Origin of the sequence: Pseudomonas sp. KU43P (genome assembly GCF_033095865.1) — a bacterium.
Taxonomy (GTDB): domain Bacteria; phylum Pseudomonadota; class Gammaproteobacteria; order Pseudomonadales; family Pseudomonadaceae; genus Aquipseudomonas.
Genome location: NZ_AP019365.1, coordinates 2892195 through 2908833, shown reverse-complemented (window position 1 = coordinate 2908833; position 16639 = coordinate 2892195). Strand labels below are relative to the sequence as shown.

Here is a 16639-nt window from a genome sequence, read left to right as displayed (position 1 = left end):
CGCTGTTACCACAGCGCCAGGGTGTAGCCGATGATCAGGCGGTTTTCGTCCACGGCATTGGTCAGGCCGTTGCCGGAACGGAAGGTGACGTTGCGCCAGCGCAGGCTCACGTCCTTGAACGGGCCGCTCTGAATCACATAGGTCAGGTCGGTGTCGCGCTCGCGCTCGCGGCCATTGCTGAGCGTGGCGGTTTCGGCGTGGCGGCCATCGGTGTAGCGGGTCATGAAGCTCAGGCCAGGGATGCCCAGCGCGACGAAGTCGTAGTCGTAGCGCAGCTGCCAGGAGTCGAGCCCGGCGCGGGTGAAGGTGTTGTAGGTCACCAGGTTGACGGTGAACGGGTCGCCGCCATTGACGAACGGGAAGGCGCTGTCGCCGGACATCTGTTGCCAGGTGGCGGTGAACTTGTGGGCCTTCACCCCGAGCGTGAACATGGCGTTGAAGTTTTGGTTGTCGATGTTGCCGGCGCGTTCGGCACCGTCGTTGCGGCTGTCGAAGTAGCGCAGATCGCTGCGCAGGCTCAGGCCTTCGCCCAGGGGGCGGGTATCGACCAGGCCGACGAACTGCTGGCGGTAGATATCTTCGAGCTTGGCGTAGTAGTAGCTGACGCTGGTCTGCGGGGTGAGGGCGTAGGTGCCGCCGCCGAAGTCCAGGTGGTCGCTGGTGGCGGCGCCGTAGCCCATGTCGTCGCGCCCGGACGAATCGCGCAGGTTGACCTTGCTCAGGCGCCCGGCGTTGACGGTGAGGTTGCCCAGGTCCTGGCTGGTGAGCTGGCCACCCTGGAAGGTCGAGGACAACAGGCGAGTGTCGTTGTACATCACTACCGGCAGCATCGGCTGCAAGGTGCCCATGCGCAGGGTGCTCTTGGACACGCGCACCTTGCCGGTCAGGCCCAGCTCGCTGTAGTCGTCCACCGGCTCATGGCTGTTCGGCCCGAAGGGCAGCAGCCCGGTGTTGCGCCGATCGCGGCTGGAGTCAAGTTTGATGCCGAGCTGGCCCATGGCATCCAGGCCAACCCCCACCGGTCCCTCGGTAAAGCCGGACTCGAGCCGTGCGGTGAAGCCCTGGCCCCATTCTTCGGCCTTGGCCTGGGGCGCGTTGCTCTGGCGGAAGTCGCGGTTGATGTAGTGGTTGCGCAGGTCCAGCCGTGCGTGGCTGTCGCCGATGAAGTCGGCCGAAGCCGGCAAGGGCAGGGCCAGGGTCGCCATCCAGGCGGCAGATTTCAGGTGCATGCGGTTCATTGTTGTTATACCCGACATTGTCATTATTCAGTGCTTGCTGGCGCCGGCGGCGCCGATACCGGTCATGGAGCGGATGAACTGGGCCAGGTAGCGGCCACGCTCTTCTCGGGCGCGCTCGGAGCTATCGGTGACCGAGAACACCCAGGCGCCGAGGAATGCCAGGCTCATGGAGAACAGGGCAGGGTTGCTGTAGGGGAACAACGCCTGCTCATGGTGCAGCACGTTGACCCACACCGCCGGGCTCAGCACCACCAGCACGATCGCCGACACCAGGCCGGCCATGCTGCCGATTACCGCGCCACGGGTGGTCAGGCCCTTCCAGAACATCGAGAGCACCAGCACCGGGAAGTTGACCGACGCGGCCACGGCCAGTACCAGGCCGGAGAGGAAGGCAATGTTCTGCGACTCGAACACCAGGCCCAGCACCACCGCGAGCATGCCGATCACCAGGGTGGCGATGCGCGACACGCGCATTTCTTCCTGTTCGCTGGCCTGGCCTTTGCGCACCACGCAGGCATACAGGTCGTGGGACACGGCCGAAGCGCCCGACAGCGCCAGGCCCGCGACCACCGCCAGGATGGTGGCGAAGGCCACGGCGGAGATGAAACCGAGGAACAGGTTGCCACCCACCGCTTGGGCCAGGTGCACGGCGACCATGTTGCCACCACCGATGATCGCGCCAGCGGCATCGCGGTAGGCAGGCTCGGTACCGACCATGACGATGGCGCCGAAGCCGATCACGATCAGCAGCAGGTAGAAGTAGCCGATGAAACCGGTGGCATAGAACACGCTCTTGCGCGCTTCCTTGGCGTCGCTGACGGTGAAGAAGCGCATCAGGATATGTGGCAGGCCGGCGGTGCCGAACATCATGCCCAAGCCCAGCGAGATCGCATCCACCGGGTTCGACAGCAGCCCGCCCGGTGCCATGATCGCCTGGCCCTTGGCATGCACGGCCACGGCATTGGCGAACATCGCTTCGGTGCTGAAACCGAAGTGCTTGAGCACCATGAAGGCCATGAAACTGGTGCCCGACAGCAGCATCACGGCCTTGATGATCTGTACCCAGGTGGTGGCGAGCATGCCGCCGAAGGTGACATAGGCGACCATCAGCACGCCAACCAGCATCACTGCGTACAGGTAGCTGATGCCGAACAGCAGTTCGATCAGCTTGCCGGCACCGACCATCTGGGCCACCAGGTACATCAGCGCCACGGCCAAGGTACCGAACGCCGAGCTCAGGCGTACCGGGGTTTGCGCCAGGCGGTAGGAAACCACGTCGGCGAACGTGTACTTGCCCAGGTTGCGCAGGCGCTCGGCGATCAGGAACAGGATGATCGGCCAGCCGGCCAGTACCCCCAGGGCATACAGCAGGCCGTCATAGCCGTTCATGAACATCATCGCGGAAATGCCCAGGAAAGACGCCGCACTGATCATGTCACCGGCGATTGCCAGGCCGTTCTGCATGCCGGTCAGGCCGCCGCCTGCGGTGTAGAAGTCGGCGGCCGAACGGGTGCGCAGGGCCGCCCAGCGGGTCACCAGCAAGGTGAAGCAGACGAACACCATGAACATCGAGATGGCAGTCCAGTTCATTGTGCGCACTCCTGCTTGACCTTGTCGTTGAGCGGGTCGAGCACATTGTTGGCACGATGGACGTAGATACCGGTGAGGGCGAACGACAACAGCACCATGAGCACGCCGACCAGCATGCCGACGGTGGTCACCCCGCCGTTCAGGGACTGGCCGAGGGTGCTGGGGGAGAAGGCCACCAGCAGGACGAAGCCGTAGTAGATCGCCAGCATGGCCAGGGTCAGGCCACCGTTGAGGCGGCGTTTGCGCCGCACCAGGTGCTGGAAGTCGGGGTGGTTGGTGATGCTTTCGATGTGCTCGGGGGTCATGGCAAGCGATCTCTGGGTGTTGTAATTGTTTTTTTTGAGGTCACGCGGGTGTTGCGGTGTTGCTCAGGGCCCTATCGCCGGCAAGCCGGCTCCCACAAGCGGGGGGATCTGTGGGAGCCGGCTTGCCGGCGATGCAGGCGACTCGGTTTCAGAGCTGGTCGAAATCGAGAACGACCTTGTCGCTCACCGGGTAGGTCTGGCACGACAGCACATACCCGGCCGCCACTTCGTAGTCCTCCAGCGCATGGTTGCTGTCCATCTCCACCTCGCCTTCGATCACCCGGCACTTGCAGGTCGAGCACACGCCGGCCTTGCACGAATAGGGCAGCTCGGCGCCGATGGCATTGCCAGCGTCCAGCACGTTCTGGGTGTTGCGCGGCAGGTCGAAGCTCAGCGCCCGGCCGTCGCTGATCACGGTGATGTGGCTGAGCGCCGAGTCCACCTGGCGCGCCGCCTCGCGCGCTTCACGGCGGGCTTCGCTGCCCGCGGCGGCGAACAGTTCGAAGTGGATGCGCTCCTTGGCCATGCCGTTGGCCTGCAGGCTGTCGCGCACGGTTTCGGTCATGGCTTGCGGGCCGCAGATGAACGCTGCGTCGAGGCTGCCCACGTCCATCCAGCGGGAGAACAACTGGCCGCACTTGTCGGCATCGATGCGGCCGTTGTACAGGTCAACGTCCTGCTGCTCGCGGCTGAACACGAAGATCAGGTTCAGGCGGTCGAGGTAGCGGTTCTTCAGGTCTTCGAGCTTGTCGCGGAACAACGCGCCGGAGCTGGAACGGTTGCCGTACAGCAGGGTGAAGCGGCTGTGCGGCTCGCTGGCCAATGTGGTGGCGATGATCGACAGGATCGGCGTAATGCCACTGCCGGCTGCCACGCCCAGGTAGTTGCCCTGGCGTACAGGGTCCAGCGGCACGTGGAAGCTGCCGCTCGGCGGCATCACGTCCAGTTGCTGGCCGGCCTTGAGCACTTCGTTGGCGAAGGCGGAAAAACGCCCGCCTGGCACACGCTTCACCGCCACGCGCAGTTCGCCGTCCTGCACCGCACTGCAGATGGAGTAGGAGCGGCGCACTTCTTCGTTGTCCAGCTGGGTGCGCATCACCAGGTACTGGCCCTGGGTGAAGCGGAAGGCTTCTTCGAGGTGCGCGGGCACGTCGAAGGCAATCGATACCGCGTCACGGGTTTCGGGACGCACTTGCTTGATGGTCAGGCTGTGAAACTGGCTCATGGGGTTCTCCACGGCTCAAATGCATTTGAAATAGTCGAACGGCTCCAGGCACTCGCGGCAGCGGTACAGCGCCTTGCAGGCCGTGGAGCCGAACTGGCTGAGCAGTTCGGTATTGGCGCTGGCACACTGCGGGCAGCACACCTGCGGCGCCTCGCCGAGCAGGCTGCGCTTGCTGGCGCTGCCTTGCGGCGGGGCGATGCCATAGGCCAGCAGGCGTTCGCGGCCCAGGTCGCTGATCCAGTCGGTGCTCCAGGCCGGGGTCAGCCGGCGCTCGAGGTCCGGTTCGGCGAAGCCGGCCTGCTCCAGCGCCTGGCGGATATCGCCCTCGATCACTTCGGTGGCGGGGCAACCGGAGTAGGTCGGGGTGACCACCAGGTGCAGGTGCCCGGCGCGCCATCCCAGGTCACGCACGATCCCCAGGTCGACCACGCTGACCACCGGCACTTCCGGGTCCATGACCTGGCCCAGCACTTCCCAGGCACGGGCCAGGTCGTCGCCACGGGGCGCACGGGCGCCCCGATCACCGACGATCAGCTCACCAGGTTGCATCGGGGTAGGCCCTTGGCAGGAACTGCATCTCGGCCAGCAACAGCCCCAGGTGCTCGGTGTGCAGGCCTTGGCGACCACTGAGGTAGAAGTGGCTGGCGGCTTTTGGCAGCGGTAGTTCGACAGTGGCGAACAGGCTGCTGACCTGTTGCAGCCAGGCGGCGCCGACCTGCGCCGGATCAGCAGCGATACCGGCTTCGGCCAAGGCCACTTCGCTGTCGCTGCCGGCGGTCAGCTCCACGGTGAAACGCCACAGGGCCGGGATGGCTTCGAGCATGCGTCGGCGGCTTTCGTCGGTACCGCCGCCCAGGCGCTGTACCCACTCGCCGGAGCGGCGCAGGTGGTAGGTCACTTCCTTCAGCGCCTTGGCAGCGATACCGGCGACACGTTCGTCGCTGGACTCGACCAGGCGCTGCAGCACGGCATGGTGCCAGGCGTCGTAGAAGAACTGCTTGGCCATGGTCACGGCGAAATCGCCGTTGGGTTGCTCGACCAGCAGCAGGTTGCGAAACGCCCGCTCGTCGCGGCGAAACGCCAGGGCATCGGCGTCGCGGCCGTCAGCTTGCAGTTCGGCGGCGTATTCCAGCCAGTTGCGGGCCTGGCCGACCAGGTCCAGGCCGACATTCATCAGGGCCAGTTCTTCTTCCAGTGCTGGCGCATGGCCGCACCATTCACACAGCCGCTGGCCCTGGATCAGGGCGCTGTCGCCGAGCAGCAGCAGGTAGGGGATGAGAGCGTGTTTGTGCATGGCCAACCTCACATGTGCCCGACTTCGTCGGGCAGTTCGTAGAAGCTGGCGTGGCGGTAGACCTTGTCGTCCGAAGGTACGAACAGCGGGTCTTTCTCGTCAGGCGAGGAGGCGGTGATCAGTGCCGATGGCACCACCCAAAGGCTCACGCCTTCGCTGCGGCGGGTGTACAGCTCGCGGGCGTTCTCGATGGCCATGGCGGCGTCGGCGGCATGTACGCTGCCGACATGCTTGTGGTTAAGGCCGTGCTTGCTGCGCACGAACACTTCGTAGAGGGTCCAGACAGACATTTTCAATCTCCGCATCAATCGCCGCTCAGGCGGCGTTCTTGTTCTGTTGCTTGTGCGCGTAGGCCACGGCCGCTTCGCGCACCCAAGCGCCATCCTCGATGGCCTTGCGCCGGGTGGCGACGCGCTCCTGGTTGCAGGGGCCGTTGCCCTTGATCACTTCGTAGAACTCTTCCCACTGGATCTCGCCGAAGTCGTAGTGGCCGCGGGCTTCGTTCCATTTGAGGTCCGGGTCGGGGGCGGTGCAGCCGAGCAGCTCGAGCTGCGGCACGGTCTGGTCGATGAAGCGCTGGCGCAGTTCGTCGTTGGTCTGGCGCTTGATCTTCCAGGCCATGGACTGGGCGCTGTTGGGCGAGTGTTCGTCGCTGGGGCCGAACATCATCAGGGCCGGCCACCACAGGCGGTTGATGGCGTCCTGGACCATGTCCTTCTGCGCCTGGGTACCCTCGCGCATCAGGGTCAGCAGCAGCTCGTAGCCCTGGCGCTGGTGGAAGCTCTCTTCCTTGCAGATACGGATCATGGCGCGGGAGTAGGGGCCGTAGGAGGTGCGCTGCAGCACCACCTGGTTGACGATCGCAGCGCCGTCCACCAGCCAGCCCACCGCGCCCATGTCGGCCCAGCTCAGGGTCGGGTAGTTGAAGATGCTCGAATACTTGGCCTTGCCGCTGTGCAGCTTGGCGATCTCTTCGTCGCGGTCGGCGCCGAGGGTTTCCATGGCGCTGTACAGGTACAAGCCATGACCCGCCTCGTCCTGGATCTTGGCCATCAGTTGCAGCTTGCGCTTGAGGCTCGGGGCGCGGGTGACCCAGTTGCCTTCGGGGAGCATGCCGACGATTTCCGAGTGGGCGTGCTGGGAGATCTGCCGGATCAGGGTCTGGCGGTAGGCCTCGGGCATCCAGTTCTTGGCTTCGATCTTGATTTCGGCGTCGATCTTTTCCTGGAAGTTGCGCTCTTCGGGCGACATCTCCTCCAGCGACTTGACGCGTTTGACTCCGGTTTCCACTAGCTGTGCGTACATGTTCCGACTCCTGCGAAGGCATGAGTCATTTGTAAGCGATACAAAACACAACGTCAAACAGTTTTATGTGTATCAGATAAGTTTTTGTATCGCTTCGCATGGCAAGGGGCCGCTGCGCAGCCCAATCGCCGGCAAGCCGGCTCCTACACCGGCAGTTTTGTGGGAGCTGGCTTGCCAGCGATCGGGGCGCACAGCGCCCCCGACTTTCTCTTGGACAAAAAAAGCCCCGGACCAGGCCGGGGCACAAAAGGCAGCTGATGAATCAGCCGGCCAACCGTTTGTCGAACACGTGGCACGCCTTGCCCTCGGAGCGCTTGAGCGTCCCGCAAGGCTGCAGCTGCACCAGGGTGCTGATGCCGATGTACGTCTTGATCTGCTTGGACAATTCACCCGCGATCAGCTTGCGCTGGCCTTCGTCCAGGTGCTGGCATTCGGCGCGCAGTTCCACATGCACCTCGACACTGTCCAAGTTTCCATTGCGATACAGATGAATCTCATAAAGCTCTGAAAGCTGTTTTATTTTGAGCACCTGCTCCTCGATCTGGGTCGGGAACACGTTGACGCCGCGAATGATCAGCATGTCATCGCTGCGCCCGGTGATCTTGCCGATACGCCGCATCGGCCGCGCCGTGCCCGGCAGCAGACGGGTCAGGTCGCGGGTGCGGTAGCGCACCATCGGCAGCGCCTCCTTGCTCAGCGAGGTGAATACCAGCTCGCCAAGCTGGCCGTCAGGCAGCACCGCGCCGGTCACCGGGTCAATGATTTCGGGGTAGAAGTGGTCTTCCCAGATGGTCGGGCCATCCTTGGTCTCGATGCACTCCATGGCCACGCCCGGGCCCATGATTTCCGACAGGCCGTAGATGTCCAGGGCATCGATGCCCAGGCGCTGCTCGATGGAACGGCGCAGCTCATCCGTCCACGGCTCGGCACCGAAGATCCCCAGGCGCAGCTTGAGGTCGTTCGGATCGATGCCCTGGCGTTCGATTTCATCGGCCAGGTTGAGCATGTACGACGGCGTGACCATGATGATGTCAGGCTGGAAGTCGCGAATCAGCTGCACCTGCTTCTCGGTCTGGCCGCCGGACATCGGGATCACCGTGCAGCCCAGGCGCTCGGCCCCGTAGTGGGCGCCCAGGCCACCGGTGAACAGGCCGTAGCCGTAGGACACGTGCACCTTGTCGCCCTTGCGGCCGCCAGCGGCGCGGATCGAGCGGGCAACCACGTTGGCCCAGGTGTCGATGTCGTTCTGGGTGTAGCCGACCACGGTCGGCTTTCCGGTGGTGCCGCTGGAGGCATGCAGCCGCACGACCTCCTGCTGCGGCACGGCGAACATGCCGTAGGGGTAGTTGTCGCGCAGGTCGTTCTTGCCGGTGAAGGGGAACTTCGCCAGGTCGTCGAGTGATTTCAGGTCGTCGGGGTGGGCACCGCTTTCGTCGAAACGCTTGCGATACAGCGGCACGTTGTCGTAGGCGTGCTTCAAGCTCCAGCGCAAACGCTCCAGCTGGTGCTGGCGCAGTGCATCTACACTGGCGGTTTCCATCGGGTCCAGCAGGGCACGATCGGCTTCATGGTACATGTTCATGGCATCACTCGAATTGTTCTTGTAGACCGGCGCCTGCCGTGCAGGCAGCAGGGCCGTGAGTGTCATGGACGCAGCATAACCGGCGGCGTCGCGTTCAGTAACAAGCCATTGGTCAGAGACGTTCGATGACCATGGCAATGCCTTGGCCAACACCGATGCACATGGTGCACAGGGCGTAGCGTCCGGCGGTTTCTTCCAGTTCGTGCAGGGCTGTGGTGATCAACCGTGCACCGCTCATGCCCAGCGGGTGGCCGAGGGCGATGGCGCCGCCATTGGGGTTGACCCGCGGGTCATCGTCTTGCAACCCCAGCTCGCGCAGCACGGCCAGGCCCTGGGCGGCGAAGGCTTCGTTGAGTTCGATCACGTCCATGTCGTCCAGCGACAGGCCGGTCAGGGCCAGCACCTTGCGGGTCGCCGGCACCGGGCCGATGCCCATGATGCGCGGCTCGACTCCGGCCACGGCCATGCCGACGATCCGCCCGCGTGGTTTGAGGCCATGGCGACGGGCGGCTTCGCTGCTGGCCAGCAGCAGAGCACAGGCACCATCGTTGACGCCCGAGGCATTGCCGGCAGTGACGCTTCCGCCCTGGCGGAACGGCGTGCCGAGCTTGGCCAGTTGCTCGATCGTGGTGTCGGCACGCGGGTGCTCGTCCTGCTCCACACGCAAGGCCGGGCCTTTGCGCTGGGCAATCTCCACCGGCACGATCTCCCGTGCCAGGCGGCCGCGAGCCTGGGCAGCTGCAGCCTTGTGCTGGCTGTGCAGGGCGAAGGCATCTTGGTCGGCGCGGGAAATCTCGAACTGTTCGGCGACGTTTTCCGCCGTTTCCGGCATCGAGTCGATGCCGTGCTCGGCCTTCATCAGCGTGTTGACGAAACGCCAGCCGATGGTGGTGTCGAACAGCTCGGCGCTGCGCCCGAAGGCCTGTTCGGACTTGCCCATGACGAACGGCGCGCGCGACATCGACTCGACACCGCCTGCCAGCATCAGGCCGGCCTCGCCGCAGCGCAGGGCGCGGGCGGCATTGCCGATGGCGTCCATGCCCGAGCCGCACAGGCGGTTGAGGGTGGTGCCCGGCACGCTGATCGGCAGCCCGGCCAGCAGCGCCGCCATGCGGGCGACGTTGCGGTTGTCTTCACCGGCCTGATTGGCGCAGCCGAGGATCACATCGTCGATGGCTTGCCAGTCCAGTTCCGGGTGGCGTTCGACCAGTGCCTTGATCGGCACGGCGGCCAGGTCGTCGGCGCGCACGCGGCTCAAGGCACCGCCGTAACGGCCGATGGGTGTGCGCACGGCGTCGATGATCAGCGCCTCGGACAGGGTGTGTTCAGTCATCTTGGTTCTCCTGCGCAAGCACCGTGCCGCGCACTTTGTAGGATTTGCCATGGAACAGGGCGATCAGCTCGCCACGCTGGTTTTCGATGCGCACGTCGTACAGCCCGGTGCGCCCCTTGCGCGCCTGTTCGCTGGCCGTGGCGGTGAGCAGGTCGCCGCGCAGCGCCGGGGCGACGTAATCGATGCTGCAGCCCAGGGCGACGGTGGCTTCGTCATAGCTGTTGCAGGCGAAAGCGAAGGCCGAGTCGGCCAGGGCGAAGAGGTAGCCGCCGTGGCAGGTGCCGTGGCCCTGGATCATGTCGGCGCGCACCGGCATGCGCAGGCAGGCACGGCCGGCGCCGGCATTGACGAGGCTGATGCCCAGGCCCTGGGAAGCCTGGTCGCGGGAAAGCATGGCGTCGGCGCAGGCCTGGGCCAGTTGGTCGGGGGTGCGGTGCAGGTCAGTCATGCAGGCGAGCTCCTTGGGCATCGATGCGGCGCAGCAGCAGGGAGGGGCGGTAGCGGCTTTCGCCGTAGCTGCGCTGCAGGTTGTCCAGCACGCGCAGGGTGTAGCCCAGGCCGATCTGCTCGGCCCAGGCCAGCGGGCCGCGGGGGTAATTGACCCCGGCGCGCATGGCCAGGTCGATGTCGGCCGCGCTGCCGACGCCTTGCAGCACGGCGTCGGCGGCTTCGTTGGCGAGCATGGCCACGGTACGCAGCACCACCAGACCAGGCAGGTCGGCCACGGCCGCGACCTGCAGGCCGGCGCGCTGCAGCAACGCCACGGCCTGGTCGCGAGCCTCGGCCGTGGTGTCGGCCGACCAGGTGATGGCGATGCGCGAGGCGCTGCGGTAATCCAGGGCGAGGTCGACCAGTACCAGGTTGCGCAGGCCGTCTTCACGGGCGCGTTGGCTGGCCAAGCGGCCATCGGACAGCGCCAGGGTGGCCTCGCCGACTCGGATCAGGCCGCGGCCGTCACGCTGGACGATGCTCGAACCGCTGCCACGCAAGCGCTCGACCAGCGGTTTCATGACGCCCAGATCACCTTCGACCACGCAGTGCTCGACCGTCAGCGGGCTGTGCAGCGCAGCCGGCTGAGGGCGTTGCGCGCCCTCGGCATAGCTGTAGAAACCTTGGCCGCTCTTGCGCCCGAGGCGCCCGGCATCGACCAACTCCTTCTGCACCAGCGAGGGCTGGAAGCGGAAGTCGCCATAGAAGGCCTCGAACACCGAGCAGGTGACGGCGTAGTTGACGTCGTGGCCGATCAGGTCGGTGAGCTCGAAGGCTCCCATGCGGAAACCACCGGCGTCGCGCAGCAGGGCATCCAGCGTCGCGCAGTCCGCCGCACCTTCCTGCAGCAGGCGTAGGCTTTCGGCGTAAAACGGCCGGGCCACGCGGTTGACGATGAAGCCAGGGGTAGAGCGGGCATGTACAGGCTGCTTGCCCCAGGCCTTGGCCGTTTCGTACACGCTGGCGGCGATGGCGGGGTCGGTGGCCAGGCCGCAGACGACTTCTACCAGTGCCATCAAAGGCGCCGGGTTGAAAAAATGCATGCCAACCACCTGCTCGGGCCGCTTCAGGCCAGCGGCAAGGCTGGTGATGGACAGCGACGAGGTGTTGCTGGCGAGGATGCAGCCTGGCGCGCACAGGTCTTCGAGCTGACGCAGCAGCCCTTGCTTGACCTGCAGGTTCTCGACGATGGCCTCGATCACCAGCCGCGCATCGGCGAGGGTCTCGATCGCCTCGACCGGCTGCAGGCGGGCGACGATGGCGAGCCGGGTCTCGGCCTGCAGCTTGCCTTTTTCCACCAGGCGCCCGAGTTGCTGGTCGATGCCTGCCACGGCCTGGGCTGCTGCACCGGGGCGGTTGTCGTAGAGCTTGACCGGGTGCCCGGCCTGGGCTGCGACCTGGGCGATGCCGGCGCCCATGGCCCCAGCGCCGATCACCGCCACCAGGGCATGAGTGTCCAGTGCGTGCATGCTCAACGCCCCTTGAATTCAGGTGTGCGCTTGTTCATGAAGGCGTTGACGCCCTCACGGTAGTCTTCGCTGCGTCCGGCCAGGCGTTGCAGATCACGCTCAAGCTCCAGCTGCTGGTCGAAACTGTTATCGAAGCTGGCGTTCAGGCTGCGCTTGATCAGCGCCAGGCCGTAGGTCGGCTGGCTGGCCAAGTGGCGTGCCATTGCCAGGGCTTCGTCACGCAGCGCGGCGTCGTCGACCACCCGGTGGATCAGCCCCCAGCGCTCGGCCTGTTCTGCGCTCAGGCGCTCGCCGAGCATCGCCAGCGCCTTGGCCCGGGCCATGCCGACCAGCCGCGGCAGCAACCAGGTACCGCCCGAATCCGGCACCAGGCCGATCTTGCAGAACGCCTGGATGAAACTGGCCGAACGCGCCGCCAGCACCAAATCGCAGGCCAGCGGCAGGTTGGCACCGGCACCGGCGGCCACGCCGTTGACGGCGCAGATGACCGGCAGCGGCAGGTCGCGCAGGGTACGCACCAACGGGTTGTAGAAGCGCTCGATGGATTCACCCAGGTCAGGCATCTCGGCGCCGGGTGCCACATTGCGGTCGGACAGGTCCTGGCCTGCGCAGAAGCCGCGGCCCTCGGCGGTCAGCAGCAGCACCCGCACCTGGTCGCTGTGGCGCACCTGCTTGAGGGCTTCGCGCACCTCCAGGTGCATTTTGGTGTTGAAGCTGTTCAGCTGCTCGGGCCGGTTCAGCGAGAGGAGGGCGACGCCGTCCTCGATGGAAAACAGGATGTGCTCGAAAGTCATCTGAGACTCGCTCCGTCAGGCAATGGAAAGGGCTGGTCAACGGCCTTTGAACTGGGCCGGGCGTTTTTCCTGGAAGGCGCGGATGCCCTCGTTGCGGTCGGCGGTGCCGGCCAGCAGGGTGAAAGCGTGGCGCTCGAAGCGCAGGCCGCTGGCAAGGTCGGTGTCGCCCGCCTTGAGCAGCGCTTCCTTGGCCAGGCGCACCGCCAGCGGTGCTTTGGCGGCGATGCTGCGGGCCACCTGCAGGGCGCGCTCGACGGTCAGCTCTGGCTGGGTGATCTCGCTGACCAGGCCGGCCTGCAAGGCATGCCGGGCGCTGATGGCTTCACCGGTCAGTACCATCTGCATCGCCAGCGGCTTGCCCACCGCGCGCAGCAGGCGCTGGGTGCCACCGGCGCCGGGGATGATGCCCAGGTTGATTTCCGGCTGGCCGAAACGGGCGTCATCGCCGGCGATGACGATGTCGGCGCACATCACCAGTTCGCAGCCACCGCCCAGGGCGTAGCCGTTGACGGCCGCGATCAGCGGTTTGGAAAACGCGCCGATGCGCTGCCAATGGCCAACGCGGGGGTCATTGAGGATGCCGACCAAGTCGCGCTCGGCCATCTCGCCGATGTCGGCGCCGGCGGCGAAGGCCTTGCGGCTGCCGGTGATGACCACGGCGCGAGTCTGTTCGTCGAGTTCGGCGGCGTCCAGTTCGCTAGCGAGCTCTGCCAGCAGCTCGGTGCACAAGGCATTGAGTGCTTCGGGGCGTTGCAGGATGACCAGGCGCACACCCTGTTCCGGTGCTTGCACGTGGAGATAACGCGGCATGTGAGGGTCCTCGGGCTGCTCGCACGGCGCATCGGGTGGCCGGCATTTCTTGGAATTGTTTGCAGGGGCAACGGAGGGCCGTGCCCAGGTGGAGCAAGTATAAGCACCATGTGATACATGAATGCAATAGCGATACATAATTCGTGTATCCTTTGAGTCTTTACAATACCCCTAGATGACGCCTGCATAAGCCGGAATTGACGGGATGAATAAGGTTTGACGAAAAGCGTATTTACGATACAAGATCGTTAAACGTTGCGAATCATTTCAGGATAATCGCTATGCCTTGCTACCGCCTCGATGGCCTGACCCCGGTGGTCGACCCCACTGCCTATGTGCATCCCAGCGCCGTGCTGATCGGCGACGTGATCGTTGGCCCGCGCTGCTACGTGGGGCCGCTGGCGTCCTTGCGCGGTGATTTCGGCCGGATCGTCCTGGAGGAGGGTGCCAACCTGCAGGACACCTGCGTGATGCACGGCTTCCCGGGTGGCGACACGGTGATCGAGCGCAACGGCCATGTCGGCCACGGCGCGGTGCTGCACGGTTGCCGGGTAGGCGAGGACGCGCTGATCGGGATGAACGCGGTGGTGATGGACGGTGCTCAAGTGGCGGCCCGTTGCATCGTCGGCGCCACGGCATTCGTCAAGGCCGGTTTCACGTGCGCGGAACAGAGCCTGGTGATGGGCGCGCCGGCGCAGGTCAAACGCCCGCTGACCGAGCAGGAATTGGCCTGGAAACAGCGCGGCACCGCCGAGTACCAGCGCCTGAGCGAGCGCTGCATCGCCAGCATGGTCGAATGCCCGCCGCTGACTGAGGCCGAGTTGCACCGCCCACGCATGGGTGATAACGGTCACCGGCCCAAGGGCGAGGAGGGCGCATGAACCTTCCTGCGCCGCGCCATGGTCAGGCAGGCCGCCGCACAGGTATAGTCGGTGCTTTCTCCGCGCACAGTTCCTCCATGAGCAACCTCGCCCCGCTGAATACCTTGATCACTCGCTTCCAGGAGCAGACCCCGATTCGCGCCAGTTCGCTGATCATCACCCTCTACGGTGATGCCATCGAACCCCATGGCGGCACGGTCTGGCTGGGCAGCCTGATCAACCTGCTGGAGCCGATCGGCATCAATGAACGGCTGATCCGCACCTCCATCTTCCGCCTGACCAAGGAAGGCTGGCTGACCGCCGAAAAAGTTGGCCGGCGCAGCTATTACAGCCTTACCGGGACCGGTCGCCGGCGCTTCGAAAAGGCCTTCAAACGTGTGTACAGCCCAAGCCAGCCGGCCTGGGATGGCGCCTGGACCCTGGTGCTGCTGTCACAGCTCGAGGCCGGCAAGCGCAAGGCGGTACGTGAAGAGCTGGAATGGCAGGGCTTTGGCGTGATGGCGCCCAACGTGCTGGGCTGCCCACGGGCGGACCGCGGCGACCTGGCGGCCACCCTGCGCGAGCTGGAGGCAAGCGACGACAGCATCGTCTTCGAAACCCACACCCAGGAAGTGCTGGCCTCCAAGGCCATGCGCGCGCAAGTACGAGAAAGCTGGCGGATCGACGAGCTGGGGCAGCAGTACAGCGAGTTCATCCAGCTGTTCCGCCCACTCTGGCAGAGCCTGAAGGAGCAAACGGAGCTCAACGCCCAGGATTGCTTCCTGGCGCGCACCTTGCTCATTCATGAATACCGCCGGCTGCTGCTGCGCGACCCGCAACTGCCCGACGAGCTGCTGCCGGGTGACTGGGAAGGCCGAGCGGCACGACAGCTGTGCCGCAACCTGTATCGGCTGATTTATGCCAAGACTGAAGAGTGGCTGAGCGCGGCACTGGAAACCGCAGACGGCCCCTTGCCAGATGTGAACGAGAGCTTCTACCGGCGCTTTGGCGGCCTGGCCTGAACCAGACTCAGGCAACGTCCACTTGGCTGAAGGGCATCTGCAAGGGGCGTTGCTCGCCCAGCAGCCAGTCGCAGTAACGCGCAACGCCTTGTTCGACGCTCAACGTAGGGTCTGCGAAGCCGACGCTGCGCAGGCGTTGCAGGTCGGCACAGGTGTAGCACTGGTACTTGCCACGCAAGTGGTCAGGGAATGCCGTGTATTCCAGCACGCCTTCGCGCAGCGCCGCTTGCAGCGACAGGGGCGTGCGGCCTTCTTGCCCGCGCAGGCGATTGATGATCGCCAGGGCTACGTCGTTGAAAGGCTGGGCGCGGCCGCTGCCGACATTGAAGATGCCGCTCAAGTGCGTATGGTCGAGGAAGAACAGGTTGACCTTGACCACATCGTCAACCGAGACGAAGTCGCGCAGGTGGCCACCGGCAGGATAATCGCCATAGCGGCCGAACAGGCTGACCTTGCCGTGGGCCTGGTACTGGTTGAAGCAGTGCAGGGCGACCGACGCCATGGCGCCTTTGTGCAGTTCGCGAGGGCCATAGACGTTGAAGTAGCGCAGGCCTACGACCTGGCTGCGCGCATCCGCCAGATGCCGGCGCACATATTGATCGAAGAGGAATTTGGAGTAGCCATAGACGTTGAGTGGCTGCTCATGTTCGCGTTGTTCGCGAAAAACCTGCCCCGCGCCATACACGGCAGCCGAGGAGGCATACAGCAGCGGAATCTGGCGGTCCTGGGCTGCGGTGAACAGCTCGCAACTGTAGCGGTAGTTGTTTTCCATCATGAAGCGCCCGTCGCCTTCGACGGTGCTTGAGCAGGCGCCCTGGTGCAGCACGGCACGGACCTTGCCGAACTGGCCCTGACGCAAACGCTCGAGGAAATGGTCTTTGTCGAGATAGTCGGCGATATCGCAGTCGACGAGGTTGCGAAATTTGTCGCCATCGGTGAGGTCGTCGACGGCGATGATCTGGCTTTCGTTTCGGCGATTGAGCGCCTTGACCAGATTGCTGCCGATGAAACCGGCTGCGCCGGTCACGATAATGGTCATGCCTGATCCCCCAGTGAGGGTGCGGAGTTCATAGTCTGGGGGAGGCGTGGTGCCTGCATATTAATCTGGATCAATGTTCGTGCTGGGCTTCTTCAGCGTTGGCCTAGTGTCGTCGAACACCTGAGTCCGAATTAAAAGCCTTATAAATCAATGATGTGCACTTGGTGCACGACAGGCCGGTTTTTCATTGTAGGACGATCGACGCCGTTCCTATACTCGCCCCAACAACTACAAACGCCCTTGAAGGGGAAAAGCCATGCGTCATACCTGCCTGCCGTCCTTAC

The 16639-nt window shown here is 64.8% G+C and carries 16 protein-coding genes and 1 pseudogene; 2 read left to right on the top strand and 15 right to left on the bottom strand.

Annotated elements, in window-relative coordinates; genetic code table 11:
• Positions 1-5 precede the first annotated feature (5 nt).
• The 14 genes and pseudogenes from KU43P_RS13165 to paaF form a co-directional block, all read right to left on the bottom strand.
• Positions 6-1238, bottom strand: a complete 1233-nt coding sequence (locus KU43P_RS13165) for an OprD family porin (protein ID WP_317663636.1) — start codon at positions 1236-1238, stop codon at positions 6-8.
• A gap of 27 nt (positions 1239-1265) precedes the next feature.
• Positions 1266-2834, bottom strand: a pseudogene (locus tag KU43P_RS13160) (cation acetate symporter); the annotation flags it as partial.
• Positions 2825-3133: a DUF485 domain-containing protein gene (locus tag KU43P_RS13155; RefSeq protein ID WP_317663632.1), complete on the bottom strand. Its 309-nt coding sequence runs from the start codon at positions 3131-3133 to the stop codon at positions 2825-2827. The pseudogene KU43P_RS13160 and the gene KU43P_RS13155, both read right to left, overlap by 10 nt.
• A 148-nt stretch (positions 3134-3281) precedes the next feature.
• Positions 3282-4358, bottom strand: coding sequence for a 1,2-phenylacetyl-CoA epoxidase subunit PaaE (gene paaE, locus KU43P_RS13150; protein WP_317663630.1), 1077 nt, complete (start codon positions 4356-4358; stop codon positions 3282-3284).
• 15 nt (positions 4359-4373) lie between these two features.
• Positions 4374-4907: a 1,2-phenylacetyl-CoA epoxidase subunit PaaD gene (gene paaD / locus KU43P_RS13145; RefSeq protein ID WP_317663628.1), complete on the bottom strand. Its 534-nt coding sequence runs from the start codon at positions 4905-4907 to the stop codon at positions 4374-4376.
• Positions 4894-5652: a 1,2-phenylacetyl-CoA epoxidase subunit PaaC gene (paaC, locus tag KU43P_RS13140; protein WP_317663626.1), complete on the bottom strand. Its 759-nt coding sequence runs from the start codon at positions 5650-5652 to the stop codon at positions 4894-4896. The genes paaD and paaC overlap by 14 nt, the downstream gene beginning before the upstream one ends.
• A gap of 8 nt (positions 5653-5660) precedes the next feature.
• Positions 5661-5942 (bottom strand): 1,2-phenylacetyl-CoA epoxidase subunit PaaB, encoded by a 282-nt coding sequence (paaB, locus tag KU43P_RS13135; protein WP_008096376.1) that lies wholly within the window; start codon positions 5940-5942, stop codon positions 5661-5663.
• Between the two features lie 25 nt (positions 5943-5967).
• A complete protein-coding gene (paaA, locus tag KU43P_RS13130; RefSeq protein ID WP_317663623.1) occupies positions 5968-6957 on the bottom strand; it encodes a 1,2-phenylacetyl-CoA epoxidase subunit PaaA in 990 nt (329 codons plus the stop codon).
• Between the two features lie 262 nt (positions 6958-7219).
• Complete coding sequence (gene paaK / locus KU43P_RS13125) at positions 7220-8539, bottom strand: phenylacetate--CoA ligase PaaK (protein WP_317663807.1); 1320 nt, start codon at positions 8537-8539, stop codon at positions 7220-7222.
• Positions 8540-8651: 112 nt separating this feature from the next.
• Positions 8652-9872, bottom strand: coding sequence for a 3-oxoadipyl-CoA thiolase (gene pcaF, locus KU43P_RS13120; protein ID WP_317663622.1), 1221 nt, complete (start codon positions 9870-9872; stop codon positions 8652-8654).
• A complete protein-coding gene (paaI, locus tag KU43P_RS13115) occupies positions 9865-10320 on the bottom strand; it encodes a hydroxyphenylacetyl-CoA thioesterase PaaI (RefSeq protein WP_317663620.1) in 456 nt (151 codons plus the stop codon). The genes pcaF and paaI overlap by 8 nt, the downstream gene beginning before the upstream one ends.
• On the bottom strand, positions 10313-11830 hold the full coding sequence (gene paaH, locus KU43P_RS13110; protein WP_317663618.1) for a 3-hydroxyacyl-CoA dehydrogenase PaaH: 1518 nt from the start codon (positions 11828-11830) through the stop codon (positions 10313-10315). Before paaH ends, paaI begins: the two co-directional genes overlap by 8 nt.
• A gap of 2 nt (positions 11831-11832) precedes the next feature.
• Positions 11833-12624, bottom strand: coding sequence for a 2-(1,2-epoxy-1,2-dihydrophenyl)acetyl-CoA isomerase PaaG (gene paaG, locus KU43P_RS13105; protein ID WP_317663616.1), 792 nt, complete (start codon positions 12622-12624; stop codon positions 11833-11835).
• 36 nt (positions 12625-12660) lie between these two features.
• The gene (paaF, locus tag KU43P_RS13100; RefSeq protein WP_317663614.1) at positions 12661-13434 is read right to left on the bottom strand and encodes a 2,3-dehydroadipyl-CoA hydratase PaaF; all 774 of its coding nucleotides are present in this window, start codon (positions 13432-13434) and stop codon (positions 12661-12663) included.
• Positions 13435-13715: 281 nt separating this feature from the next.
• Here paaF and paaY point away from each other — a divergent pair, with 281 nt between their 5' ends.
• Positions 13716-14315 (top strand): phenylacetic acid degradation protein PaaY, encoded by a 600-nt coding sequence (gene paaY / locus KU43P_RS13095; RefSeq protein WP_317663613.1) that lies wholly within the window; start codon positions 13716-13718, stop codon positions 14313-14315.
• Between the two features lie 77 nt (positions 14316-14392).
• Positions 14393-15316, top strand: coding sequence for a phenylacetic acid degradation operon negative regulatory protein PaaX (gene paaX / locus KU43P_RS13090; RefSeq protein ID WP_317663806.1), 924 nt, complete (start codon positions 14393-14395; stop codon positions 15314-15316).
• 7 nt (positions 15317-15323) lie between these two features.
• Here the strand turns inward: paaX and rfaD are convergent, their stop codons facing one another.
• Complete coding sequence (gene rfaD, locus KU43P_RS13085; protein ID WP_317663612.1) at positions 15324-16355, bottom strand: ADP-glyceromanno-heptose 6-epimerase; 1032 nt, start codon at positions 16353-16355, stop codon at positions 15324-15326.
• Positions 16356-16639: the final 284 nt, after the last annotated feature.